This is a genomic window from Streptomyces muensis (assembly GCF_021474425.1).
Taxonomy (GTDB): Bacteria; Actinomycetota; Actinomycetes; order Streptomycetales; family Streptomycetaceae; genus Streptomyces; species Streptomyces muensis.
In genome coordinates, this window is record NZ_JAKEIP010000050.1 from 1 (window position 1) to 23,165 (window position 23,165).

The window sequence follows — 23,165 nt, forward strand, 5'->3', positions numbered from 1 at the left end:
CCCTTAGGGTGTTGCGGTGCTGGCGTGCACCATACGAGGGCGCTGCCGGGCGCACAGCGGGGTGCCACGAATGGTCGGCCGGCGGCTGCGGCGCCGTCGTGGCTGGTCGCGCAGTTCCCCGCGCCCCTTAGGGTGTTGCGGTGCTGGCGTGCACCATACGAGGGCGCTGCCGGGCGCACAGCGGGGTGCCACGAATGGTCGTCTGGCCGCTGCGGCGCCATCGTGGCTGGTCGCGCAGTTCCCCGCGCCCCTTCAAGGCGTGGCAGCTGGGGGGCTTAGGAAGGATCTGGGCGGGTGGCGTCCGGGTGGTGGCTCAGTACGTTCACCACCTGGCCGGACGGGTCGCGGGCGAAGAAGCGGCGTACTCCCCAGGCCTCGTCGCGGAGGTCGCGTACGATCTCCGCGCCCGATGCCACGACCTGCGCGTACACGGTGTCGACGTCCTCGACCTCCACGCTGAGGTCGGGGACGACCGGGGCGGTGCGTTCCTCGGTGAAGAAGCTGATCTGGGCGGTGGGGTTGGCGGGGGACGCCATGGTCGTGACCCAGCCCATGTTCATGACCTCCTCGAAGCCGAGCAGGCCGTAGAAGTCACGGTTCGCCTCCCGCGCCTCCCCTGACCCGACATGGACGTTGGGGACGATCCTGCGGATGGTCATCGGTACGGCTCTCCTCGTGTCGAGTTTCTGTTATCCCCGCAGTCTTCCCCCGTCTCCTCTCCGTCCCCAGCCGCAGGCACGCGAGGAATGACGACGTGACACGACAGATCAGCCGCCGGAGCATGCTCAAGGCCGCGGGCGCGGCAGCCGGAGCCGGAGCCGTCGGTATCGGTACGGCCTTGACTCCCACCCCTGCCGTTGCGGCCGGCGCCTACGCGCACCCCGGCCTCCTGCACACCGGCGCCGACCTCGACCGTATGGCCGCCAAGGTGAAGGCCGGCGCCACCCCCTACACGGCCGGGTTCGCCCGACTGACCGCCAACGGCCACTCACAGAGCAGTTGGACGCCCCGCCCCGCCGCGACGGTCTACCGCGGCGGCGGCACCCCCCAGAACTACGCGGCGCTCTTCAAGGACGTCCACGCCGCCTACCAGAACGCCCTGCGCTGGCACGTCAGCGGCGACAGCGCCCACGCCGAGACCGCCGTCAAGATCCTCAACGCCTGGTCGGCCACGCTGACCAGCGTGCAGGGCAGCGCGGACCGGTTCCTGGCGGCGGGGCTGTACGGTTACCAGTTCGCCAACGCCGCCGAACTCGTCCGTGACCGGGACGACTTCGAGCTGGAGCGGTTCCGGAAGATGCTGCTCGGCGTCTTCTACCCGCTCAGCGAGGACTTCCTCGCCCACCACAACGGCACCGTCGTCAGCAACTACTGGACCAACTGGGACCTGTGCAACATGGCCTGTGTCCTGGCGACCGGGATCTTCTGCGACGACCAGGCCAAGGTCGAGCGGGCCGTCGAGTACTTCAAGCACGGCGAGGGCCTGGGCGCCGTCAAGAACGCCATCCCCGTCGTGCACGACGACGGGCTCGCCGAGTGGGTCGAGGCCGGCCGCGACCAGGGGCACGCGCTGATGGGCGTCGGTCTGATGGGCACCTTCTGCGAGATGGCCTGGAACCAGGGCATCGACCTGTACGGCTACGACGACAACCGCTTCCTCAAGGGCGCCCAGTACGTCGCCAAGTGGGCCCTGGGCGGAGACGTGCCGTTCACCGCGAACACCCGTAAGAAGGGCGCGATCAACGGCTGGTCGGGGTCGGAGACCGTCACCGAGGCCGCTCCCGTGGACCCGGCGATGACCCGCCCGATCTGGGCGATGATCGCCAACCACTACACCAAGCGCCGCGGCCTGCCGGCGTCGTACCTCACGCGGATCGCCGCGAAGTCCGCGCCGGAGGGCGGCGGCGGGGACTACGGGCCCAACAGCGGGGGCTACGACCAACTGGGCTTCGGCACGCTGGCGTTCACGCGGGACAAGGCCACGGGGACGGGCGGGACGCCCGGTGCGCAGGCGTCGGCGTCCGCCGCGGCCGGTTCGGGGGCGGGATCGGGATCCGGGTCCGAGTCCGGGTCCGGGTCCGGGTCCGGGTCCGGGTCGGATCCTCGGCCGCAGACGGGCGGGGCCACGCCGTCGCCGTCCGCGAACGGTGACCTCGCCGCCACCGGTTCCAGCGACGTCCTCGGCTGGACCGCCGCCGCGGGTGTCAGCGCCCTCGCCGGCGGGGTGCTGCTGATGCGGCGCCGGGACCGGGTGCGGCGGGCGGCCCACCAGTCCCAGTCGTCGTCCTAGGCGCCGTCGCGCATGATCTCCGGTCCCGGTTCCCACCACGAGGGGCGCCGGGACCGGTCCTTCACCCTCCTGTCGCGCCGGTCGGCCCCGTCACCCCCGTCGCCTTCGCCGCCGGTGGCTTCGTCACCGCCGTGAGCGGACGGGCGATGTCCTCCAGGGAGCGGCGTTCCGCGCGGACCGCGAGGAAGGCCGCGACCAGGCCCGCCAGGCACATCAGGGTCGCGCCGATCTGGAAGGCGAGGACCGTGTCGGCGACCTTGCCCGTCTCGGTGAGGTCGGCGAAGAGCAGGGGGCCGCTGATGCCGCCGGCGGCGGTGCCGAGGGCGTAGAAGAAGGCGATGGACATCGCGCGGGTCTCCATCGGGAAGACCTCGGAGACGGTGAGGTAGGCGCTGGACGCGCCGGCCGAGGCGAAGAACAGCACGACGCACCAGCAGGCCGTCATCGTGGTCGCGCTGAGCGAGCCCCGGTCGAACAGCCAGGCCGTGCCGAAGAGGAGCAGGCCCGAGAGCAGGTAGGTCGAGGAGATCATGACCCGGCGGCCGACCGTGTCGAACAGCTTGCCCAGCAGCAGCGGGCCCAGGAAGTTGCCGACCGCGATGACCGCGAAGTAGTAGCCGGTGTCGCCGCTCGGCACGTCGAAGAACGTGGTGAGGATCGCGCCGAAGCCGAAGGTGATGGCGTTGTAGAGGAAGGCCTGGCCGATGAAGAGGGCGAAGCCCAGGGTCGCCCGGCTGCGGTACCTCGCGAACACCGTGCGGCCGATCTCCAGGAAGGACACGCTCCTGCGCTGGCGGATGGTGATCTCGCCCTCGGGGCGCGGCAGCGGCTCGGTCCGCTCGGCCGCCACCCTGTGCTCGATGGCGGACACGATCCGTTCCGCCTCCTCGTCGCGGCCGTGGATCAGCAGCCAGCGCGGGCTCTCCGGGACGTGCCGGCGGACCAGGAGGATCACCAGGGCGAGGACGGCGCCGAGCGCGAACGTCAGCCGCCAGCCGAGGTTCGCGGGCAGGACCGCGGTGTTCAGCGCGACGATCGACAGCAGCGAGCCCCCGACCGCGCCCAGCCAGAAGCTGCCGTTGATCATCAGGTCGACGCGGCCGCGGTACCGGGCCGGGATCAGCTCGTCGATCGCGGAGTTGATCGCCGCGTACTCGCCGCCGATACCGAAGCCGGTCAGGAAGCGGAAGAGGAAGAACCACCAGGTCTGGAAGGAGAGGGCGGTCAGGGCCGTCGCCGCCAGATACACCGCGAGCGTGATCATGAAGAGCTTCTTGCGGCCCCAGCGGTCGGTCAGACGGCCCCAGAACAGGGCGCCCAGACAGGCACCGGCCACGTACAGCGCGGCGGCCAGGCCGGTGACCTGGCCGGAGGTGATGGGCAGTCCGCTGCCGGGTTCGGAGAGGCGGGGCGCGATGTTGCCGACGACCGTGACCTCGAGTCCGTCGAGGATCCAGACGGTGCCGAGGCCGATCACGATCGTCCAGTGCCAGCGCGACCACGGCAGGCGGTCGAGGCGGGCGGGGATGTCGGTGGTGACGGTACGGCCGGTCTCGGCGTCTGCGGTGGTCATGGGCTCCCTCCTCGTCGAGCGGAACCCGTGCCGGGTGCCCTGGGGAGGGCGGTTCCACGCCCGGGAGGAAGGCGCTGTGCCCCCAAGGAAGGCGCTACGCCCCCAGCGCCCGTGACACCGTGTAGATCAGCAGTCCGGCGAGCGAGCCAACCACCGTGCCGTTGATCCGGATGAACTGCAGGTCGCGGCCGATGTGCGCCTCGATCTTCCGTGTCGTGTGCTCGGCGTCCCAGCCGGCCACGGTGTCGGTGATCAGGGAGGTGATCTCCTTGCGGTAGGTGGTGACGACGTACACCGCCGCGCCCTCCACCCAGCTGTCGACCTTGGCCTGGAGCCGTGGCTCGACGGCCATCCGGGCGCCCAGCGACAGCAGCGAGGCCCGCACGCGCAGCCGCAGCTCGCTGCGCTCGTCCTCGGCCGCCGAGACGATCATCGAGCGTACGGCGGTCCACGCGGAGGCGATCAGGTCCTGGACCTCGCCGCGCCCGAGCACCTCGCCCTTGAGCCGCTCCACACGCGCGCGGGTGTCGGTGTCGGACTGCAGGTCGGAGGCGAAGTCGGTGAGGAAGCGGTCGAGGGCGCCGCGCGCGGGGTGGGACGGCATGTCGCGCATCTCGGTGACGAAGCGGAGCAGCTCCTTGTAGACGCGCTCGCCGACCCTGCGGTCCACGAACTTCGGGGTCCAGCCGGGGGCGCCGCCCTGGACCGCGCCCATGATCTCGTCGTCGTGCAGGATCAGCCAGTTCTGCGCGCGGGCGACGACAAGGTCGACGATCCGCTTGTGGCCGCCGTCGGCGACGATCTTCTCCAGCATCTTCCCTATGCCGGGCGCGATCTCCTGGGCGTCGGCGCGCCGGGTGATCGCCTCGCCCACGACGGCCTGGACGTCCGAGTCGCGCATGACGGTCAGGGCGCCCCGCAGGGCCGCCGAGAGCTCGGCCGTCACGCGGTCGGCGTGCTCGGGGTCGGCGAGCCAGGCGCCGAGGCGGCTGCCGATGCCGACGGCGCGCAGGCGTTGGCGTACGACGTCCTCGGAGAGGAAGTTCTCGCCGACGAACTCGCCCAGGGAGACGCCCAGCTGGTCCTTCTTGTTGGGGATGATCGCGGTGTGCGGGATGGGCAGGCCGAGGGGGTGGCGGAACAGGGCCGTGACCGCGAACCAGTCGGCGAGCGCGCCGACCATGCCGGCCTCGGCGGCCGCGGCGACGTAGTTCGCCCACTCGCCGGCGCCTTCGTTCGCCGCCCACTTGGCGAGGACGTACACCAGTGCCACGAAGAGCAGCAGCCCGGTCGCGGTGATCTTCATCCGCCGTACGCCGCGGCGCTTCTCCTCGTCGGCCGCGGTGAACGTGGTCATCGCACGAACGGCCGACGCGGGGACGCGTCGGTTATCGGCGGTGTCCGACCGGGCATGCATGTCTACGCCAGGTGTTCCCGTTTCATCCGGATTAGTACGTTCCATTCCGCTCCACCCGTCCGTGATCCCCCGCACACATTGTCCCTTCCTGACCGACTCCTGGAACGAATCAAGAGTTCCCGGCGTCTGTCGGGTGGGGGGAGGTCGATGGCGAAGTCCGGGTGAACTCCGGCGGCCCAATGGGGGGTCTGTGCAACTCCTCTCTGCCTTATGACGCATCATGAGGTGATCACATCGGAGCCTCGGGCTCCCATCCGCCCGAGGAGACACACACCGCATGACCAGGCGTTACGCGGGGGGTGTGGGGGTCTCCCCCACAAAGTATTACGCCCTGCTCTCGGGGGTCATCGCCCTGATCGTGGCGGTTTCGACCGCCATATACGTCGGAGTTGCCTCCGACCACGGCACCGCCACGCAGCGCAGCGCACCCGTCCGGGAAGGCGCCCCGCGCAATCCCGCCGCCCCCGCCTCCACCGGCATCTGGGTCGGCGCCTGGTCGGCCTCACCGGTCGGCGCCGAGCCCGGCACCGAGGTGGCGGGCCTGGCGGGCCGTTCGGTGCGCAACGTCGTCCACACGAGCGTCGGCGGCACGAGCGTGCGCATCACGCTGTCCAACCTCTACGGCCAGTCCTCGCTGACCCTCACGCACGCCTCGGTCGCGGTCGCCGCGGGCACCGGGACGGCGGCGGCCATCGCGGACACCATGCGGCGGCTGACCTTCGGCGGCAACGCCAGTGTGGTCATCCCGCCCGGGCGGCAGGTGCTGAGCGACGCCGTGCGGCTCGCGATCCCCGCGGACACCGACATCCTCGTCACCACCTTCTCCCCCACCCCGTCCGGCCCGGTGACCTTCCACCCGCACGCGCGCCAGACCAGTTACGTCGCCGACGGCGACCTCACCGAGGACACCACCGGCGTGGCCTACACCGGGAAGGTCGGCTCCTGGCGCTACCTCACCGCGCTGGACGTCCTCAGCAACGAGTCCGACGGCACCGTCGTGGCCTTCGGCGACTCCCTGACCGACGGCATCACGTCCACGGAGAACGCCAACCGCCGCTGGACGGACGTCCTCTCGCGCCGGCTGCGCGCGGCGGTCGCGGCCGGCCAGGACGTGCCGCGCTACAGCATCGTCAACCAGGGCATCAGCGGCAACCAGATCCTCGCCAGCGGCGCCGGGCGCCCTGCCGACAATCAGGCGGGCGTCGGCCGCTTCCACCGCGACGTCCTCTCCCGTACGAACGTCAAGGTCGTCGTCATCGACCTCGGCGTCAACGACATCCTGCGCAACCCGAGGCTCGCCGACCCCAACCGCATCCTGAACGGTCTGCGCACCCTGGTCCGCCAGGCGCACGCCCGCGGTCTGAAGGTCATCGGCGCGACCCTGATGCCCTTCCAGGGCCACCGCGGCTACACCGACGCACGCGAGAACGTACGCCAGCAGATCAACGCCCAGATCCGCGGCGGCAAGGTCTTCGACGCGGTCGTCGACTTCGACAAGGCCCTGCGGGACCCGTACAACCCCCGCAAGTTCCGCCCGGACTACGACTCCGGGGACCATCTCCACCCGAGCGACCGGGGCTACGAACGGATGGCGGAGACCTTCGACCTCAAGGACCTGAAGGGCGCGGCTCCGGCGGAGCTGTAGAGGTCAGTCCTCGCGCCGCTCCCGCGCCCCCCGCTTCCCGTGCCGCCACATGTCCCGATGCTCCTCCAGCAGCTCCCGGTGCACCTCGTACCGCTCGTCCCGGTGCGAGGCCCGCAGCTCCCGCCGCTCCTCGCGCCGGTCCAGCCTCTCCTGCCGGCGTTCCTCGCGCAGCGCCCGCCGCTGTGCCCGCGTCTGCTTGCGCTGGACCTCGACGCCGCCCCAGAAGGCGAGCCCGGTCACGATCACCCGCGGCGCTCCCGGATCCCCCGGCACGCTCTCGTCGCGTTCGTCGAAGCCGCCCATGATCCCGATCCCGCGCACCACGACCTCGACGCCGGGCGGCACGATCACTTCGATGCCGCCCATGATCGCGACGCAGTTGATCACGATCTCCCGGTCGGCGAAGTCGGCCTCCCGCAGGTCGATCTCGCCGCCGCCCATGAAGGCGACGCCGGTGAACCGCCTCGGCACCGTCCACCGCCCCTTGCGCTGAAACCCCGCCATCACGGCGACGCCCCAGGTCGAGGACCCCTCGCCCCCGACGATCCGCTCGGCCCAACTCCGCTCCCCCTCGGGCCGCTTGACCATGTCGACCTTGGGAACGGCCACCGCGCCGACGGGCAGGTCCCGGGTGATCGGCGCCAGTTCCCCGTACGTACGGGCCTTGTACGTGGCGTCCAGGCGTTCCTCGAACTCCTCCATGTCGAGACGTCCCTCCGCGAGGGCGTCCCGCAGGACCTCGGCGACTCGTTCACGATCTGCGTCGGAGGCGCGAAGCTCCGGGGCATCGTCGGTCATACACAGCAGCCTACGAGCAACCCCGTCCCGGGGCTACGAGATCGCCTTCCCGGCATTCCCGGCGCTCCCCGCCTTCTCCGCCTGCTCCGCCTGCTCCGCGTACATCTTCGCGATCACGGTCTCGATGTCCGGCTCCCGCACCGACAGGTCCACCAGCGGATACTCCGCCGCGACCCGCGCCACCAGCACCGCCGCCGACTCGGCCGCCGGGAACGCCAGCCACTGCCGCGGCCCCTCGACCTTCACCACGCGCGCGGGCGGCACCTCGATCGGCGGCAGCTCGCGCTCCAGGTCGACGACCAGGGTGCGCTCGCTCTCCCCCACCTCGTGCAGGCCGGCCAGCGGACCGTCGTACATCATCCGCCCGTGGTCGATGACCATCACGCGGGAGCACAGCTGCTCGATGTCCTGGAGGTCGTGCGTGGTCAGCAGCACCGTGGTGCCGCGCTCGGCGTTCAACTCCCGTAGGAACTCGCGGACTCTGGACTTCGAGATGACGTCCAGACCGATCGTCGGCTCGTCCAGGTACAGCACCTCCGGGTCGTGCAGCAGCGCCGCCGCGATGTCGCCGCGCATCCGCTGCCCGAGGGAGAGCTGGCGCACGGGGACGTCCAACAGGGCGCCGAGGTCGAGGAGTTCGACGAGGCGGTCGAGGTTCTCGCGGTAACGGGCGTCCGGGATGCGGTACATGCGGTGCATCAGCTTGTAGGAGTCGATCAGGGGGAGGTCCCACCACAGGGTGGTGCGCTGGCCGAAGACGACCCCGATGCGGTGTGCGAGCCGGGTGCGTTCGCGGGACGGGTCGATGCCCGCCACGCGCAGCCGGCCGCCGCTCGGGGTCAGGATGCCGGTCAGCATCTTGATCGTCGTGGACTTTCCGGCGCCGTTCGGGCCGATGTAGCCCACCATCTCGCCGCGCGGCACGGTGAAGGAGATCGAGTCGACGGCCCGTACCTGCCGCCGCTCCCGTTTCAGGAAACCGGTCTTCTTGCGTACGTCGAAGACCTTCTCGACGCCGTCGAGTTCGATGAACGCCTCGTCCGACATGGCCTGCCCCTAACTTCCCGTACTCCGATACGACCGCAGCCCGGCCCGCCACGCCAGGCCGGCCAGCGCACAGCACACCGCCGCCACCAGCGGTGACGCGAAGGCCGCCCACTGGGGCAGGCCGAGCGGATATGGCCGCTCCAGCACATACGCGGCCGGCACCCAGTTGACGAAGGCGAGCGGCAGCAGGAACGTCACCCCGCGCACGAAGTCCTTGCCGAACACGGTCGGCGGGTACTGCAGCAGCGTGGTGCCGCCGTAGGTGAACGCGTTCTGCACCTCGGCGGCGTCCTGCGCCAGGAACTGGAAGGCCGCGCCCGCCACGAACAGCGCGCAGAAGATCACTCCGCCGCTGACCAGCATCATCGGCACCAGCAGCACCTTGGCCGCCGTCCAGTCGACGTCGACCGCCAGCAGCCCCCAGCCCAGCACCAGCACCGCCTGGGTGATCCGGCCCAGGCGGCGCAGCGCGAAGTGGTCCGCGGCGACCTGGGCGAGGACCGGGACGGGCCGCACCAGCAGGATGTCGAAGGAGCCGTCGCGCATCCGGCCGCCCAGGACGTCCATCGAGCCGAACGTCAGGTCGGCGAGCCCGAACGCCGTCGCCGACAGCCCGTACAGGAAGGCGATCTCGGGCAGCGACCAGCCGCCCAGCGAGTCGACCTGCGAGAACATCAGCAGGATCGCCACGAAGTCGAGGCCGGTCACCAGCAGGTTGCCGAGGACCGTGACGACGAAGGACGTGCGGTAGGTCATGGAGGACCGGATCCACATCCCGGCGATCAGCCGGTAGGCCCGCAGCGCCTCACCCGCCCGGGATCCCCCGAAGGTCTCCGCCGTCCCGCTTGCGGACGTCTCACCCACCCTGCACCACCACCCGCCGCGTCGCCGCCGACTGCACCAGCCGTCCGGCCGCCAGCAGCACCACCGCCCACGCCGCCTGGAAGGCGTACGCCCGCCAGGGGTCGGTCTCCCCCATCAGCACGTCCGCGGGCATCTGGAGCTGCGCCGCCCACGGCAGGACCCGCACGATCTCGCCGAAGGCGCCCGGGAAGGCGTTCAGGGGCAGCACCATGCCGGAGAAGAAGACCCCGGTGATCATCAGGGCCTGGTTGACGCCCATGCCGTCCATCAGCCAGAACACGCTCAGGGCCGCCAGATAGCGGATCGCGAAGCTGACCAGCGTCGCGAGCAGAAGGGTCACCAGGAAGGCCAGCCACGGGGTGATCTCCGTCGGCAGCGCCATCGGGAAGAAGACGGCGCCGAACACGAACGGGATCACCCCGCGTCCCAGCATCTGGAACAGCGCCCGCCCCACGTCGCCCGCCAGCCACCACAGTTGGAGGTCGGCCGGCCGGTACAGGTCGACGGCGATCTCACCCGTGCGGATCCGCTCCATCAGGTCCTTCTCCGCGCCGCCGCCCTGGATGGCGAGCGTGGCGTAGAGGCACTGTCCGAGCCAGACATAGGTGACGGCCTGCGCCTGGTCGTAGCCGCCGAGGTGCGGCTTCTCGTCCCACAGCGCCAGATAGGTGTAGACGAGGATCACGCCGAAGACGGTGTTGGTGAACACCCCGGCCGCCGTAGCCGCCCGATAGGTCGCGTATCTTCTGAATCCGCCCACAGCGACGGCTAAGTACAACCGCCCCGATCCCACATCCACAGCCCTCCTCGCCCGCGCCCGACACCGAAGCGCAGGAGCCTAGTGCGGGCGAGGCACGGACTGCCAGGCATTTTCCGGGCGGCGTGGCACGAGAGTCTGCTCACTTTCCGCGGACACGCTCCGGTTTCCGGGAACGGAACGGCCGGTGCGAGAGTCTTCAGCAATGGGGGCGCAGTAGGCGTACGAGGCGTACGGGAACGTACGACGCGAAACAGGAGTCCGTGCACGAGATGAGCGACGAGCCGCAGCCGCAGGCGCAGCAGCCGACCGAGAAGCCCAGGCGGCCGAAGAGGACGGGCTGGCGGCGGATCATCCCGACCTGGCGGATGGTGCTGGGCGCCTTCGTCATCGGCACGCTGCTGCTCGCCGGCCTGTTCTTCCTCGGCTACTCCCTGGTCAAGATCCCCCCGGCCAACGCGCTCGCGACCAAGCAGGCCAACGTCTATCTGTACGCGGACGGGTCGGTGATCGCCCGTGACGGCGAGGTCAACCGGGAGAACGTGACCCTCGCGCAGATCTCCAAGGACGCCCAGCACGCGATCCTGGCCGCCGAGGACCGCGACTTCTACAGCGAGTCCGCGATTGACCCGAAGGCGATGCTGCGCGCCGGCTGGAACACGGTCACCGGCAAGGGCAAGCAGTCGGGCTCGACGATCACCCAGCAGTACGTGAAGAACTACTACCTGCGTCAGGAGCAGACCGTCACCCGCAAGGTGAAGGAGTTCTTCATCTCGATCAAGCTGGACCGCGAGAAGAGCAAGGACGAGATCCTCGAGGGCTACCTCAACACCAGCTTCTTCGGCCGTAACGCCTACGGCATCCAGGCCGCCGCCCAGGCCTACTACGGCATCGACGCGGCGGACCTCGACCCGGCCCAGGCCGCCTATCTGGCCGCGCTGGTCAACGCGCCCAGCGAGTACGACGTCGTCGCCCACCCGGAGAACAAGGCGGCGGCGGTGGCCCGTTGGAACTACGTGCTGGACGGCATGGTCACCAAGGGCTGGCTCAGCGAGTCCGAGCGGGCGGGCATGAAGTTCCCGATGCCGAAGGAGGCCTCGACCTCCACCAATCTCTCCGGTCAGCGCGGCTACATCGTGCAGATCGTGAAGGACTACCTGACCCAGAACAAGATCGTCGACAAGGACTCCCTGGAGGCGGGCGGCTACCGCATCACCACCACGCTCCAGAAGGACAAGCAGAACGCCTTCGTCGACGCGGTGAACGACCAGCTGATGTCGAAGCTGGACAAGAAGAACAACAAGGTCGACAACTACGTCCGCGCGGGCGGCGCCTCCGTCGACCCGAAGACCGGCAAGGTCGTCGCGATGTACAACGGCATCGACTACGTGAAGCAGTACACGCCGAACGCGACCCGACGGGACTTCCAGGTCGGCTCCACCTTCAAGCCGTTCGTGTTCACCTCGGCCGTGGAGAACGAGTCGACCACGCAGGACGGCCGCCAGATCACCCCGAACACGATCTACGACGGCACCAACAAGCGCCCGGTGCAGGGCTGGAGCGGCGGGACCTACGACCCGGAGAACGAGGACCAGCACTCCTACGGCGACATCACCGTCCGCTCGGCGACGAACAGCTCCGTCAACGCGGTGTACGCGCAGATGGCCGTCGACGTGGGCCCGGAGAAGGTGAAGGACACCGCGGTCGAGCTCGGCCTGCCCGAAAGCACCCCGGAGCTGTACCCGTCCCCGTCCATCGCGCTGGGCGTGGCCACCGCCAGCGTCCTGGACATGGCGGAGGCCTACGCGACCCTGGCCAACCACGGCAAGCACGGCACGTACACCATGATCGAGCGGGTCACCAAGGACGGCGCCGACGTCATCGAGCTGCCGGAGCGCAAGACCTCCCAGGTCATCAGCCGCGAGGCCGCCGACACCACGACGTCGGTGCTGCAGAGCGTCGTCGACAGCGGCACCGCCACCGCCGCCCTCGCCGCCGGCCGGCCGGCCGCGGGCAAGACCGGTACGGCGGAGGAGGACACCGCCGCCTGGTTCGCCGGCTACACCCCGGACCTGGCCACCGTCGTGTCGGTCATGGGCCAGGACCCGGACACGGCCAAGCACAAGTCGCTGTACGGCGTGATGGGCCTGAACCGCATCAACGGCGGTGGCGCGCCCACCGACATCTGGGCGCAGTACACGAAGACGGCGCTGAAGGGCAAGCCGGTCCGCGACTTCGACCTGGAGCTCCAGGAGGGCGCCGACCAGCCCCAGTACCCGACGACGGACCCGACGCAGGGCGACGAGAGCACCGGCGGTCAGAACGACGGCGGCACCACCGGGGACCCGGCCACCGGGGGCCAGGACACCGAGGGCCAGACCGGGGGCGGTGAGACGCCGGGCCAGACGGACGGCGGCACCACGGGCGACCCGACGACGGGCGGCACCGACAACGGCGGTACGACCACCGACGGCGGCACGACCGGCGACACGACGACCGGGGGCACCGACACCGGAGGCACCGACACGGGCGGCAGCACGGGTGGCGACACCTCCACCGGTGGCTCCGACACCGGAGGCGGCACGGGCGGCGACAGCTCCACGGGCGGCACGGACACCGGCGGCGGAGGGACGACGGGCACGACGGCCGGGACGCTGAGCACGACCCGCAGACAGTGAGCGCGGGGCGGCCGGATCAGTGACCGCTGGTCGCCTTCAGCCCCACGACGGCGACCAGCAGCAGACAGACGAAGAAGATCCGCGCGGCGGTGACCGGCTCCCCCAGCACCACCATGCCGACCACCGCGGCGCCGGCCGCGCCGATGCCCACCCACACGCCGTAGGCGGTGCCGATGGGCAGGGACTTCGCGGCGTACGACAGCAGCACCATGCTGGCGACGATGCCGGCGCCGGTGAACACGCTGGGGACGAGGCGGGTGAAACCGTCGGTGTACTTCATGCCGACCGACCAGCCGACCTCCAGCAGACCGGCGACGACGAGCAGGACCCAGGACATGACAGGCACCTCCGAGACGTGGCGACGTTGAGCGGGGTGCGTCGTCTTTGCCTTGGTCCCGGTACGGCGCGTCTCGTCGGGGTCCTTCAAAGCTAGCAAAGAAACGAGGAAAGGGCTGGTGACGGGAGTCACCAGCCCTTTCCGGCCGTCGATTCAGAGGTAGAGGCCGGTCGAGTCCTCGGAGCCCTCGAACCGGTCCGCGGCGACGGCGTGCAGGTCGCGCTCGCGCATGAGCACGTACGCGACGCCGCGCACCTCGACCTCGGCGCGGTCCTCCGGGTCGTACAGGACCCGGTCGCCGGTCTCCACGGTCCGTACGTTCTGCCCCACCGCGACGACCTCGGCCCAGGCCAGCCGACGGCCGACGGCCGCGGTGGCGGGGATCAGGATGCCGCCACCGGAACGCCGCTCGCCCTCGCTGGTGTCCTGCCGTACGAGTACACGGTCGTGCAGCATCCGGATGGGCAGCTTGTCGTGGTGGCTGCTGTGCTCGTTTCTGTTGGCGCTCACGCCTTTGAACCTACCTGCCTTTGCCGCGTCCGTACGCCGCCGGGTCAGCCCCTGCGGCGCCGGGTGCCCAGGGCCAGCAGGCCCACGAGACCGACGGCGACGAGGGCGACGGGCACGATCCGCTCCAGCCGGGGCGCGCCCTCCTCGTCGGTGAACTTGGCCCGCACATCGCTCACGGCCCGGTTGACCCCGACGTAGGCCCGTCCGAGCGTGTGGTCGATGTTCGAGACGACCTTGGCCTTGGCGTCGCCGACGATCGTCTTCGGGTGCACCCGCACCCCGATCTCGTCGAGCGTCTCGGCCAGGTTTGCGCGGCGGGCCTTGATGTCCGCCTCGATCTGCGCCGGGGTTCTGGTGTCCGACGTGTCCGCCACGGTTCGGCCTCCGAAGTGAAGCTGATGCTGTTTCCGGACAGTCTGTCAGCTCCACGCCGGACCGCACTGTCAGGCTCCCCGGTTACGCTGGTCCGATGAGCGAGCGACTCCAGCCGGGGGACGTGGCCCCCGCCTTCACCCTGCCCGACGCCGACGGCCAAGAGGTGTCCCTGTCGGACCACAAGGGCCGCAAGGTCATCGTGTACTTCTACCCGGCGGCCCTGACGCCCGGCTGCACCAAGCAGGCCTGCGACTTCACGGACAACCTGGAGCTGCTGGCGGGCGCGGGCTACGACGTCATCGGGGTCTCCCCCGACAAGCCGGAGAAGCTCGCCAAGTTCCGCGACAAGGAGTCCCTGAAGGTCACGCTGCTCGCCGACCCGGAGAAGTCCGTCACCGAGGCCTACGGGGCGTACGGCGAGAAGAAGAACTACGGCAAGACGTACATGGGCGTCATCCGGTCCACGATCGTCGTGGACGAGGAGGGCAAGGTCGAGCGGGCGCTGTACAACGTGCGGGCGACCGGCCACGTGGCGAAGATCATCAAGGATCTGGGCATCTGACCACCCGGCCCGGCCAGTAGCATGGCCGGGCAAGGTCACGCGGCCGTGGTGGAATTGGCAGTCACGCTGGGTTTAGGTCCCAGTGGGGTAACACCCGTGAGGGTTCGAGTCCCTCCGGCCGCACCACTTCCTGCTCGCTTCCGCGCTCACTTCGCGAGCAGTTCCCGTACGACCGGCACGAGCGCCCGGAAGGCCTTGCCCCGGTGGCTGATGGCGTTCTTCTCCTCGGCGCTCAGCTCGGCACAGGTCCGGCTCTCTCCCTCCGGCTGGAGGATCGGGTCGTACCCGAACCCGTTGGTGCCGACGGGTGCGTGCCGCAAGGTGCCCCTGAGCTGTCCCTCGACCACCCGTTCCGTGCCGTCGGGCAACGCCAGCGCCGCCGCACACGCGAAGTGCGCCCCCCGGTGCGTGTCGTCGATGTCGCCCAGCTGGGCCAGCAGCAGCTCCAGGTTGGCCCGGTCGTCCCCGTGCCTGCCCGCCCAGCGGGCCGAGAAGATACCGGGCGCGCCGTTCAGCACGTCGACACACAGCCCCGAGTCGTCGGCGACGGCCGGCAGCCCGGTCGCCCGCGCCAGGGCATGCGCCTTGAGCAACGCGTTCTCGGCGAAGGTGACGCCGGTTTCCTTGACGTCCGGGATCTCCGGGTAGGCGTCCGCGCCGACGAGTTCATGGGACAGCCCTGCGTCGGCGAGGATGGCACGGAGCTCGCTGATCTTCCCGGCGTTACGGGTGGCGAGGATGAGACGGGTCATGGGCACCAGTATCGCGTGGCCCTCTCAACGCCCTCGCGGCCGCGCCCCAAAGGGGCGCGGGGAACTGCGCGACCAGCCACATCGAACCCGCACCCATCCACCGTCAGAACCCGGCAGACGAGAATTCCCCGCCCAGCCAGCGCAGCGTTACGGCGTACAAACCTTGGTCAGTTCCCCGGCCGCATCCGTGACAGGGCTGATGTCCGGCGTCTCATCACCGTTCTTCACCGCGTCCCGGACATTGGTGACGGCCGTCTGCAGATCGTCCACCGCCTTGTTGACGTCCGCGTCATCCGTCTTGTCCCCGATCTTGTCGAGGTTCTTGTCGATGGAGGTCAACGACTCCTCGAGCTGCGTCGGATCGTTCGCGGCGCTCTCCACGGCCTGCTGGAGTTCGGTGACGCTGTCGGCGATGGCATCGGCGGTCTGGACGCAGTCCATCGCCTTGCTGACGGCATCGCAGCCCGTGGTCAGCCCGGCCGTCAGCCCGACCGCCGCGATGGCTGCGGCGACTGTGGCGATACGGCTCCGGCGGCGTCGGCTCGTGGCCATGGTTGACGTTCCCTCCCTGCTCCCAGGCCTCGCAGGGCCCCCGTCGGTCACTGGCCGGGCGTACAGCGGTGTGCCGTACGCCCGTACCTCTAGTGACGCCAGGAAGGGCGGCGCGGTTGCCCTTGGCTGCGGCTCTTCTTGGTGTGTCCTTTACTTTTCGAGGACGGTATCAAGCGCCTTGCGCTGGAGTTCCGCCAGCTCCCCGCAACCGGAAACGGCAAGGTCCAGCAGGGCGTTGAGCTCCTCACGGGCGAAGGGCTCGGCCTCGGCGGTGCCCTGGACCTCGACGAAGCGGCCGTCGCCGGTGCAGACGACATTCATGTCGGTGTCGGCCTTCACGTCCTCCTCGTAGCAGAGGTCGAGGAGCGGGACGCCGCCGACGATGCCGACCGAGACGGCGCTGACGGTGCCGGTGAGCGGCTTGCGGCCGGCCTTGATCAGCTTCCTGCCCTGGGCCCAGGCGACGGCGTCCGCCAACGCCACGTACGCGCCGGTGATGGCCGCCGTACGCGTGCCGCCGTCGGCCTGGAGGACGTCGCAGTCGAGGACGATCGTGTTCTCGCCGAGCGCCTTGTAGTCGATGACGGCGCGCAGGGAGCGGCCGATGAGGCGACTGATCTCGTGCGTACGGCCGCCGATCTTGCCGCGCACGGACTCGCGGTCGCCTCGGGTGTTGGTGGCACGCGGCAGCATGGCGTACTCCGCGGTGACCCAGCCCTCGCCGCTGCCCTTGCGCCAGCGCGGGACGCCCTCGGTGAAGGAGGCGGTGCACAGGACCTTGGTGTCGCCGAAGGAGACGAGGACGGAGCCCTCCGCGTGCTTGCTCCAGGCGCGTTCGATGGTGACCGGGCGGAGCTGTCCGGGGGTGCGGCCGTCGATTCGGGAAACTGAGGGGGTAGCTGCCATGGCGCTGAGCCTAGCCCCCCACGGGGAAGGGCCCCTCCCGTGGTCGGAAGGGGCCCTCAGGAAGCCCGGGACGATGCCCGCGCTTCACATCATGTCTTCGATCTCCGCCGCGATGGGGTCGGCGTCGGTGCCGATGACGACCTGGATGGCGGTGCCCATCTTCACCACGCCGTGGGCGCCGGCGGCCTTCAGGGCGGTCTCGTCGACCAGCGAGGCGTCGCTCACCTCGGTGCGGAGCCGGGTGATGCAGCCCTCGATCTCCTCGATGTTGTCGATGCCGCCGAGCCCGGCGACGATCTTCTCAGCCTTGCTGGCCATTTCGGTCTCCTCACGCACTGTTGGCCCAACTTTACGAGCGGTTGCGTGGTGAGTACCGAAGGATGACGTCACAGCAACCCAATCGTCGGTAACTGGTCTACACCACCTGACAGGCGGTCGCCAACCCATGAGTGCCGAGACCGAGACCTCCTCCGCCCGGCGGCGGTGGCAGGCCGCGTTCCAGGGGCTGCAGAAGATGGGCCGCAGCCTCCAGCTCCCGATCGCCGTGCTGCCGGCCGCGGGCATCCTGAACCGTCTCGGCCAGCCGGATGTGTTCGGGGAGGACGGGCTCGGCTGGGACAACGTCTCGAAGGTGATGGACGGCGCGGGCGGCGGACTGCTCGACAGCTCGCTCGGGCTGCCGTTGCTGTTCTGCGTCGGTGTGGCCATCGGCATGGCGAAGAAGGCCGACGGCTCCACGGCACTGGCGGCGGTGACGGGGTTCCTCGTCTACTACAGCGTGCTGCTGGAGTTCCCCGAGGAGTGCCCTAACGGCACGAAGGAGATCACCAACGTCGGCTGCGCCGCGGCGGACGGGACGGTGAGCGCGTACGAGTACCAGAACCCGGGCGTCTTCGGCGGCATCGTCATCGGTCTGCTGGCGGCCTTCTTCTGGCAGCGCTACCACCGTACGAAGCTGGTGGACTGGCTCGGCTTCTTCAACGGGCGGCGGCTCGTGCCGATCATCATGGCGTTCGTGGCGATCGTGTTCGCGGTGCTGTGCCTGTGGGTCTGGCCGCCGATCGGTGACGCGCTGGAGAGCTTCAGCGACTGGATGCGGGACCTGGGCGCCTGGGGCGCGGGTGTGTTCGGCGTCGCGAACCGGGCACTGCTGGTGATCGGGCTGCACCAGTTCCTGAACGTGCCCATCTGGTTCCAGTTCGGCAGCTACACCACGCCCGACGGCGAGGTGGTGCACGGCGACATCAACATGTTCCTCCAGGGCGACCCGAACGCGGGCCTGTTCACCTCGGGCTTCTTCCCGATCATGATGTTCGCGCTGCCGGCCGCGGCCCTCGCCATCACCCACTGCGCCAAGCCGCACCGCCGCAAGGAGATCGCCGGTCTGATGACGTCGGTGGCCCTGACGTCGTTCGTCACCGGCATCACGGAGCCGATCGAGTACTCGTTCATGTTCATCGCCCCGCTGCTGTACGCGGTGCACGCCCTGCTGACGGGCGTCTCCATGGCGGTGACCTGGGGGCTGGGGGTCCACGACGGGTTCAGCTTCTCGGCCGGCCTGATCGACTACATCATCAACTGGCAACTGGCCACGAAACCCTGGGCGATCATCCCGATCGGCCTCTGCTTCGCCGTCCTCTATTACGCGATCTTCCGTTTCGCGATCACGAGGTTCGATCTCAAGACCCCGGGCAGGGAGCCGGAGGAAGAGGGCGAGGACGTCACGAAGAGCTGACCAGAGGTCCGAAGATCCAGGGCACTGCGCGTAGCACTCCGGTTGCGGATTTCACGGGTTCCTTATATCGCCCCCACCGTGCTACAACAGGTCTACACCACTGAGTGGTGTAGACCAGACGCCGCCGTCCCCTTCCTGTCCCCGGGCGGCGCCATGCCTTCTTCCCCAGCCTATGGCCGGGGGGACCCCCTGGAGGAAGTTGTGACCACGGCCAGCGCCGCTCCGGCGGCCGACAAGAAAAAGGGCGCCGCCGCGATGGCTGTGATGCAGCGCATCGGCCGCAGCCTGATGCTGCCGGTGGCGGTCCTGCCCGCCGCCGCTCTTCTGGTCCGCTTCGGCAACGAGGACATGCTCGGCGACCCGGACTACCCCGCGTTCCTCACGAAGATCGCGGGCTTCATGGCGGCCGGCGGCAACGCGATCCTCGACAACATGGCCCTGCTGTTCGCCGTCGGCATCGCGATCGGCTTCGCGAAGAAGTCGGACGGCTCGACCGCGCTCGCCGCCGTCGTCGGCTACCTGGTCTTCAAGAACGTGCTCGCCACGTTCACCGACCCGAACCTCACCAAGGTGGCCACGGTCGTCGACGACAAGATCGTCATGGTGGACAAACCGGTCGACGCCGGTGTCCTCGGCGGCGTGGTCATGGGCATCGTCGTCGCCCTCCTCTACCAGCGCTTCTACCGCACCAAGCTGCCAGACTGGGCGGGCTTCTTCGGTGGCCGGCGTCTGATCCCGATCCTGTCCGCCTTCGCAGGCCTGCTCATCGGCATAGTGTTCGGCTACATCTGGCCTGTCCTCGGCGCCGGTCTGCACAACTTCGGTGAGTGGCTGGTCAGTTCGGGGGCGGTCGGCGCCGGCATCTTTGGTGTCGCCAACCGTGCGCTGATCCCGGTCGGCATGCACCACCTGCTCAACTCCTTCCCGTGGCTCCAGGCCGGCGAGTACAACGGCAAGCAAGGCGACATCGCCCGCTTCCTGGCCGGTGACCCGACCGCGGGCCAGTTCATGACCGGCTTCTTCCCGATCATGATGTTCGCGCTGCCAGCCGCGTGCCTCGCGATCGTGCACTGTGCCCGCCCGGAGCGCCGCAAGGTCGTCGGCGGCATGATGTTCTCCCTCGCGCTGACGTCCTTCGTCACCGGTGTGACCGAGCCCATCGAGTTCACGTTCATGTTCATCGCGCCGGTCCTGTACGCGATCCACGCGGTCCTCACCGGTGTCTCCATGGCGCTGACCTGGGCGCTCGGCATGAAGGACGGCTTCGGCTTCTCGGCCGGCGCGATCGACTTCGGCCTGAACCTGGGTATCGCGACCAACCCGTGGGGCCTGGCCCTGGTGGGCCTGTGCTTCGCCGCGGTCTACTACGTGGTCTTCCGGTTCGCGATCACCAAGTTCAACCTGCCGACGCCGGGCCGCGAGTCCGACGAGGAGCTCGCCGAGCTCCAGAAGGCGGAGGCGAAGTAGGCCGTCCGGCCCACGACCGACGGCGAACGACGAAGGCCCCGGAACCGGGAGAGGTTCCGGGGCCTTCGGGCGCATACGGGCCTGAACCCCGTACGGGCCGACTCTTGTCTTCCGGCTTTCCGGCTAGATCTCGTACGTCTGCCTGGGCGCCGCCAGCGCCACCGGACCGTCGTAGACCTCGCGGGCGTCGGCGAGGTTGACCTGGGGGTCGGTCCACGGCGGGATGTGGGTGAGGACCAGGCGGCGGGCACCCGCGCGGGCCGCGGTCTGACCTGCCTCGCGGCCGTTGAGGTGCAGGTCGGGGATGTTCTCCTTGCCGTGCGTGAACGCGGCCTCGCACAGGAACAGATCGGCGTCGCGGGCGAGTTCGTCCAGGGCGGTGCTGATGCCCGTGTCGCCCGAGTAGGTCAGCGTCTTTCCGTCGTGCTCGATACGGATGCCGTACGCCTCCACCGGGTGGGCCACGCGTTCCGTGTGCACCGTGAACGGGCCGATCTCGAAGGTGGACGGCTTGACCGTGTGGAAGTCGAAGACCTCGCTCATGGACGAGGCGGTGGGGGTGTCGGCGTAGGCGGTGGTCAGGCGCTGTTCGGTGCCCTCGGGTCCGTAGACCGGGATCGGGTCGCAGCGGCCGCCGTCGTGCCGGTAGTAGCGCGCGACGAAATACGCGCACATGTCGATGCAGTGGTCGGCGTGCAGATGGCTGAGGAAGATCGCGTCGAGGTCGTAGAGACCGCAGTGGCGCTGCAGCTCGCCCAGGGCGCCGTTGCCCATGTCGAGGAGCAGCCGGAAGCCGTCGGCCTCTACGAGGTAGCTCGAGCAGGCCGATTCCGCGGACGGGAACGACCCCGAGCATCCGACGACGGTGAGCTTCATGAAACAGAAACCTCCGCTGGCGGGAAATCCAGAAGATCGGGAACAGGGGCGTCGGGGGTCGTGCGGTTTGTCGAGCGTAAGGCGCAAAACCTCCGGTCGCTCCTCCGCCAAGGGCTGTTGTGGGCGAACTCACCTGTGCTGTCACGCGTTCGGCTGCCGACGCTGTCCAGTTGTTCGGGGAGCGGTCATCTCCGCTCGCCGCCACGCAGAAGTGGACTTAACGTCTGAAACAGGTGTTGTCTGTGGCGAATCGAGGGATCCGGACATGGCAGTGTTGGTCGTCAACCAGAGCTCGGAGTGGACGCAGGAGCTCTACCAGGCAGCCTTCGACCGGGCGATCCCGGACCGCACGAAGCCCCCCGCCGGGCTGGTCACTCACTACGCGGCGCCGCGCGAGGGGGGAGGGTGGCAGGTCATCGACGTGTGGGAGTCGGAGGACGCGTTCCGGCGCTTCCTGGAGGAGTCGGTCATCCCGGCCGCGCAGGAGCTCGGAGCGCCCCCGTTCGAGAGCCATGTGACCGAGCTGTACAACTCCCTGATCGCCTGAGGCGCCGTGCGGATCGGGGGCCGGTAACGTCGTTCCCATGGACACGTCCTGGTGGCTCGCGCTCGCGGCGGTGGTACTGCTCGCGCTGGTCGCCGCGCTCATGGACGGGTGGGGGCGGCGACGGCCCGCGGGGCGGCGGACCCGGCCGCCCGGGCGCCCGCAGCGGCGGGGTCCGGCCGGTCGTCCTGAGCCTGCGGAGATCTGGTGGGCGCGGGTGCCGTACGAGGACGGGCCGGGGGCCAAGGACCGGCCGTGTCTGGTGCTGGCGGTGCGGGGGCAGCGGGTCACCGTCGCCAAGATCACCAGCAAGTACCGGGACGAGCGCTGCGGCGTGATCCCGTTGCCGCCGGGGGCCGTCGGGGACACCCGGGGGCGGGCGAGCTTCCTGGAGACGGGCGAGCTGCGGGACGTACCGGTGTCGGACTTCCGGCGCAGGGTGGGGGTGATGGACCCGGTCGTGTGGGACCAGGTCCGTCACCTGGCGAGGTAGGGCGCCGTCACTCGCCCCGTCAGTGCCTCGCGCTCACGCCCAGAGCTGACCCTGGAGGGTCTCGATGGCCGCCTCCGTCGTGGCCGCCGTGTAGACGCCGGTCGAGAGGTACTTCCAGCCGCCGTCGGCCACGACGAACACGATGTCGGCGGACTCGCCCGCCTTCAGCGCCTTCTTCCCGACGCCGATCGCGGCGTGCAGCGCGGCCCCGGTGGAGATGCCGGCGAAGATGCCCTCCTGCTGGAGGAGTTCGCGGGTGCGGGTGACCGCGTCGGCCGATCCGACCGAGAAGCGAGTGGTCAGGACGGAGGCGTCGTACAGCTCGGGGACGAAGCCCTCGTCGAGGTTGCGCAGGCCGTAGACCAGGTCGTCGTAGCGGGGCTCCGCGGCGACGATCCTGACGTCCGGCTTGTGCTCGCGCAGGTAGCGGCCGACGCCCATCAGGGTGCCCGTGGTGCCGAGGCCGGCGACGAAGTGGGTGACCGAGGGGAGGTCGGCGAGGATCTCCGGGCCGGTCGTGGCGTAGTGGGCGCCCGCGTTGTCCGGGTTGCCGTACTGGTAGAGCATCACCCAGTCGGGGTGCTCGGCGGACAGCTCCTTGGCGACCCGTACGGCGGTGTTGGAGCCGCCCGCGGCCGGGCTGGAGATGATCTCCGCGCCCCACATGGCGAGCAGGTCGCGGCGCTCCTGCGAGGTGTTCTCGGGCATCACGCACACGATCCGGTAGCCCTTGAGCTTCGCCGCCATCGCCAGGGAGATGCCGGTGTTGCCGGAGGTGGGCTCCAGGATGGTGCAGCCGGGCGTCAGACGGCCGTCCTTCTCCGCCTGCTCGATCATGTGCAGCGCCGGGCGGTCCTTGACCGAGCCGGTGGGGTTGCGGTCCTCCAGCTTGGCCCAGATGCGGACGTCGGCGGACGGCGACAGCCGCGGCAGGCGCACCAAGGGGGTGTTGCCCACCGCGGCCAGCGGGGAGTCGTAACGCATCCG

The 23,165-nt window shown here is 69.7% G+C and carries 24 protein-coding genes, 1 tRNA gene and 1 riboswitch; of the genes, 9 read left to right on the plus strand and 16 right to left on the minus strand.

What is annotated here, in order from left to right; all coding sequences use genetic code 11:
• Positions 1–275: 275 nt before the first annotated feature.
• Positions 276–659, minus strand: a complete 384-nt coding sequence (locus L0P92_RS15230; protein WP_234763237.1) for a VOC family protein — start codon at positions 657–659, stop codon at positions 276–278.
• Positions 660–781: 122 nt separating this feature from the next.
• Between L0P92_RS15230 and L0P92_RS15235 the strand changes: the two genes are divergently transcribed.
• Positions 782–2,290 carry an alginate lyase family protein gene (locus L0P92_RS15235; protein ID WP_234763273.1) on the plus strand — a complete coding sequence of 503 codons (1,509 nt, stop codon included), beginning with the start codon at positions 782–784 and terminating at the stop codon, positions 2,288–2,290.
• Between the two features lie 61 nt (positions 2,291–2,351).
• Here the strand turns inward: L0P92_RS15235 and L0P92_RS15240 are convergent, their stop codons facing one another.
• Positions 2,352–3,863, minus strand: a complete 1,512-nt coding sequence (locus L0P92_RS15240; protein ID WP_234763238.1) for an MFS transporter — start codon at positions 3,861–3,863, stop codon at positions 2,352–2,354.
• Between the two features lie 94 nt (positions 3,864–3,957).
• Entirely contained in the window at positions 3,958–5,280 is a 1,323-nt protein-coding gene (locus L0P92_RS15245) for a DUF445 domain-containing protein (RefSeq protein ID WP_234763239.1), read from the minus strand.
• A 277-nt stretch (positions 5,281–5,557) separates the two neighbouring features.
• Between L0P92_RS15245 and L0P92_RS15250 the strand changes: the two genes are divergently transcribed.
• Positions 5,558–6,925 carry an SGNH/GDSL hydrolase family protein gene (locus L0P92_RS15250; protein WP_234763240.1) on the plus strand — a complete coding sequence of 456 codons (1,368 nt, stop codon included), beginning with the start codon at positions 5,558–5,560 and terminating at the stop codon, positions 6,923–6,925.
• Between the two features lie 3 nt (positions 6,926–6,928).
• Here the strand turns inward: L0P92_RS15250 and L0P92_RS15255 are convergent, their stop codons facing one another.
• The 4 genes from L0P92_RS15255 to L0P92_RS15270 all read right to left on the minus strand — a co-directional run bounded on the left by L0P92_RS15255 (position 6,929) and on the right by L0P92_RS15270 (position 10,427).
• Entirely contained in the window at positions 6,929–7,723 is a 795-nt protein-coding gene (locus L0P92_RS15255; RefSeq protein ID WP_234763241.1) for a DUF1707 SHOCT-like domain-containing protein, read from the minus strand.
• 33 nt (positions 7,724–7,756) lie between these two features.
• The gene (locus L0P92_RS15260) at positions 7,757–8,770 is read right to left on the minus strand and encodes an ABC transporter ATP-binding protein (protein ID WP_234763242.1); all 1,014 of its coding nucleotides are present in this window, start codon (positions 8,768–8,770) and stop codon (positions 7,757–7,759) included.
• A gap of 9 nt (positions 8,771–8,779) precedes the next feature.
• Positions 8,780–9,544, minus strand: coding sequence for an ABC transporter permease (locus L0P92_RS15265; protein WP_234763274.1), 765 nt, complete (start codon positions 9,542–9,544; stop codon positions 8,780–8,782).
• An 82-nt stretch (positions 9,545–9,626) separates the two neighbouring features.
• A complete protein-coding gene (locus L0P92_RS15270) occupies positions 9,627–10,427 on the minus strand; it encodes an ABC transporter permease (protein WP_234763275.1) in 801 nt (266 codons plus the stop codon).
• Between the two features lie 236 nt (positions 10,428–10,663).
• On the opposite strand from L0P92_RS15270, the gene L0P92_RS15275 reads away from it, so the two are divergent.
• The gene (locus L0P92_RS15275) at positions 10,664–13,069 is read left to right on the plus strand and encodes a transglycosylase domain-containing protein (protein WP_234763243.1); all 2,406 of its coding nucleotides are present in this window, start codon (positions 10,664–10,666) and stop codon (positions 13,067–13,069) included.
• Positions 13,070–13,085: 16 nt separating this feature from the next.
• Here the strand turns inward: L0P92_RS15275 and sugE are convergent, their stop codons facing one another.
• The 3 genes from sugE to L0P92_RS15290 form a co-directional block, all read right to left on the minus strand.
• Positions 13,086–13,406 carry a quaternary ammonium compound efflux SMR transporter SugE gene (gene sugE / locus L0P92_RS15280; RefSeq protein WP_234763244.1) on the minus strand — a complete coding sequence of 107 codons (321 nt, stop codon included), beginning with the start codon at positions 13,404–13,406 and terminating at the stop codon, positions 13,086–13,088.
• A gap of 35 nt (positions 13,407–13,441) precedes the next feature.
• A riboswitch (guanidine-III (ykkC-III) riboswitch) is annotated at positions 13,442–13,503 on the minus strand.
• A 56-nt stretch (positions 13,504–13,559) separates the two neighbouring features.
• Complete coding sequence (locus tag L0P92_RS15285; protein WP_217214686.1) at positions 13,560–13,916, minus strand: GroES family chaperonin; 357 nt, start codon at positions 13,914–13,916, stop codon at positions 13,560–13,562.
• A 44-nt stretch (positions 13,917–13,960) separates the two neighbouring features.
• Complete coding sequence (locus L0P92_RS15290) at positions 13,961–14,290, minus strand: DUF3618 domain-containing protein (RefSeq protein WP_234763245.1); 330 nt, start codon at positions 14,288–14,290, stop codon at positions 13,961–13,963.
• 95 nt (positions 14,291–14,385) lie between these two features.
• On the opposite strand from L0P92_RS15290, the gene bcp reads away from it, so the two are divergent.
• Both bcp and L0P92_RS15300 read left to right on the plus strand, forming a co-directional pair.
• Entirely contained in the window at positions 14,386–14,853 is a 468-nt protein-coding gene (gene bcp / locus L0P92_RS15295; RefSeq protein ID WP_234763246.1) for a thioredoxin-dependent thiol peroxidase, read from the plus strand.
• A 39-nt stretch (positions 14,854–14,892) separates the two neighbouring features.
• A tRNA-Leu gene (locus L0P92_RS15300) sits at positions 14,893–14,979 on the plus strand.
• Between the two features lie 20 nt (positions 14,980–14,999).
• On the opposite strand, the gene rdgB is transcribed toward L0P92_RS15300, so the two are convergent.
• The 4 genes from rdgB to L0P92_RS15320 all read right to left on the minus strand — a co-directional run bounded on the left by rdgB (position 15,000) and on the right by L0P92_RS15320 (position 17,381).
• Positions 15,000–15,605: an RdgB/HAM1 family non-canonical purine NTP pyrophosphatase gene (gene rdgB / locus L0P92_RS15305; RefSeq protein ID WP_234763247.1), complete on the minus strand. Its 606-nt coding sequence runs from the start codon at positions 15,603–15,605 to the stop codon at positions 15,000–15,002.
• Between the two features lie 147 nt (positions 15,606–15,752).
• The gene (locus L0P92_RS15310) at positions 15,753–16,157 is read right to left on the minus strand and encodes a hypothetical protein (RefSeq protein WP_062720919.1); all 405 of its coding nucleotides are present in this window, start codon (positions 16,155–16,157) and stop codon (positions 15,753–15,755) included.
• A 150-nt stretch (positions 16,158–16,307) separates the two neighbouring features.
• On the minus strand, positions 16,308–17,063 hold the full coding sequence (rph, locus tag L0P92_RS15315; protein WP_234763248.1) for a ribonuclease PH: 756 nt from the start codon (positions 17,061–17,063) through the stop codon (positions 16,308–16,310).
• Between the two features lie 84 nt (positions 17,064–17,147).
• The gene (locus L0P92_RS15320) at positions 17,148–17,381 is read right to left on the minus strand and encodes a PTS sugar transporter subunit IIB (RefSeq protein ID WP_030943649.1); all 234 of its coding nucleotides are present in this window, start codon (positions 17,379–17,381) and stop codon (positions 17,148–17,150) included.
• A gap of 127 nt (positions 17,382–17,508) precedes the next feature.
• Between L0P92_RS15320 and L0P92_RS15325 the strand changes: the two genes are divergently transcribed.
• Together L0P92_RS15325 and L0P92_RS15330 are read left to right on the plus strand one after the other, a co-directional pair.
• The gene (locus tag L0P92_RS15325; RefSeq protein ID WP_234763249.1) at positions 17,509–18,798 is read left to right on the plus strand and encodes a PTS transporter subunit EIIC; all 1,290 of its coding nucleotides are present in this window, start codon (positions 17,509–17,511) and stop codon (positions 18,796–18,798) included.
• A 201-nt stretch (positions 18,799–18,999) separates the two neighbouring features.
• Positions 19,000–20,265: a PTS transporter subunit EIIC gene (locus tag L0P92_RS15330; RefSeq protein WP_234763250.1), complete on the plus strand. Its 1,266-nt coding sequence runs from the start codon at positions 19,000–19,002 to the stop codon at positions 20,263–20,265.
• A 123-nt stretch (positions 20,266–20,388) separates the two neighbouring features.
• On the opposite strand, the gene L0P92_RS15335 is transcribed toward L0P92_RS15330, so the two are convergent.
• Positions 20,389–21,141 carry an MBL fold metallo-hydrolase gene (locus L0P92_RS15335; protein WP_234763251.1) on the minus strand — a complete coding sequence of 251 codons (753 nt, stop codon included), beginning with the start codon at positions 21,139–21,141 and terminating at the stop codon, positions 20,389–20,391.
• A 265-nt stretch (positions 21,142–21,406) separates the two neighbouring features.
• Here L0P92_RS15335 and L0P92_RS15340 point away from each other — a divergent pair, with 265 nt between their 5' ends.
• Positions 21,407–21,688 (plus strand): hypothetical protein, encoded by a 282-nt coding sequence (locus L0P92_RS15340; RefSeq protein WP_234763252.1) that lies wholly within the window; start codon positions 21,407–21,409, stop codon positions 21,686–21,688.
• A gap of 37 nt (positions 21,689–21,725) precedes the next feature.
• Positions 21,726–22,178, plus strand: a complete 453-nt coding sequence (locus tag L0P92_RS15345; RefSeq protein ID WP_234763253.1) for a type II toxin-antitoxin system PemK/MazF family toxin — start codon at positions 21,726–21,728, stop codon at positions 22,176–22,178.
• 33 nt (positions 22,179–22,211) lie between these two features.
• Here L0P92_RS15345 and L0P92_RS15350 read toward each other — a convergent pair whose 3' ends face one another.
• The gene (locus L0P92_RS15350; protein ID WP_234763254.1) at positions 22,212–23,162 is read right to left on the minus strand and encodes a PLP-dependent cysteine synthase family protein; all 951 of its coding nucleotides are present in this window, start codon (positions 23,160–23,162) and stop codon (positions 22,212–22,214) included.
• Between the last annotated feature and the right edge of the window lie 3 nt (positions 23,163–23,165).

Bases quoted from the DNA above. Each gene is read 5' to 3' on its own strand.
- L0P92_RS15340 (WP_234763252.1), top strand. From the start codon at position 21,407: ATGGCAGTGTTGGTCGTCAACCAGAGCTCGGAGTGGACGCAGGAGCTC.
- L0P92_RS15350 (WP_234763254.1), bottom strand. From the start codon at position 23,162: ATGCGTTACGACTCCCCGCTGGCCGCGGTGGGCAACACCCCCTTGGTG.
- L0P92_RS15255 (WP_234763241.1), bottom strand. From the start codon at position 7,723: ATGACCGACGATGCCCCGGAGCTTCGCGCCTCCGACGCAGATCGTGAA.
- L0P92_RS15265 (WP_234763274.1), bottom strand. From the start codon at position 9,544: ATGTGGATCCGGTCCTCCATGACCTACCGCACGTCCTTCGTCGTCACG.
- L0P92_RS15345 (WP_234763253.1), top strand. From the start codon at position 21,726: ATGGACACGTCCTGGTGGCTCGCGCTCGCGGCGGTGGTACTGCTCGCG.
- sugE (WP_234763244.1), bottom strand. From the start codon at position 13,406: ATGTCCTGGGTCCTGCTCGTCGTCGCCGGTCTGCTGGAGGTCGGCTGG.
- L0P92_RS15320 (WP_030943649.1), bottom strand. From the start codon at position 17,381: ATGGCCAGCAAGGCTGAGAAGATCGTCGCCGGGCTCGGCGGCATCGAC.
- L0P92_RS15240 (WP_234763238.1), bottom strand. From the start codon at position 3,863: ATGACCACCGCAGACGCCGAGACCGGCCGTACCGTCACCACCGACATC.
- bcp (WP_234763246.1), top strand. From the start codon at position 14,386: ATGAGCGAGCGACTCCAGCCGGGGGACGTGGCCCCCGCCTTCACCCTG.
- L0P92_RS15245 (WP_234763239.1), bottom strand. From the start codon at position 5,280: ATGCATGCCCGGTCGGACACCGCCGATAACCGACGCGTCCCCGCGTCG.
- L0P92_RS15335 (WP_234763251.1), bottom strand. From the start codon at position 21,141: ATGAAGCTCACCGTCGTCGGATGCTCGGGGTCGTTCCCGTCCGCGGAA.
- rph (WP_234763248.1), bottom strand. From the start codon at position 17,063: ATGGCAGCTACCCCCTCAGTTTCCCGAATCGACGGCCGCACCCCCGGA.
- L0P92_RS15310 (WP_062720919.1), bottom strand. From the start codon at position 16,157: ATGGCCACGAGCCGACGCCGCCGGAGCCGTATCGCCACAGTCGCCGCA.
- L0P92_RS15250 (WP_234763240.1), top strand. From the start codon at position 5,558: ATGACCAGGCGTTACGCGGGGGGTGTGGGGGTCTCCCCCACAAAGTAT.
- L0P92_RS15325 (WP_234763249.1), top strand. From the start codon at position 17,509: ATGAGTGCCGAGACCGAGACCTCCTCCGCCCGGCGGCGGTGGCAGGCC.
- L0P92_RS15275 (WP_234763243.1), top strand. From the start codon at position 10,664: ATGAGCGACGAGCCGCAGCCGCAGGCGCAGCAGCCGACCGAGAAGCCC.
- rdgB (WP_234763247.1), bottom strand. From the start codon at position 15,605: ATGACCCGTCTCATCCTCGCCACCCGTAACGCCGGGAAGATCAGCGAG.
- L0P92_RS15235 (WP_234763273.1), top strand. From the start codon at position 782: ATGCTCAAGGCCGCGGGCGCGGCAGCCGGAGCCGGAGCCGTCGGTATC.
- L0P92_RS15230 (WP_234763237.1), bottom strand. From the start codon at position 659: ATGACCATCCGCAGGATCGTCCCCAACGTCCATGTCGGGTCAGGGGAG.
- L0P92_RS15260 (WP_234763242.1), bottom strand. From the start codon at position 8,770: ATGTCGGACGAGGCGTTCATCGAACTCGACGGCGTCGAGAAGGTCTTC.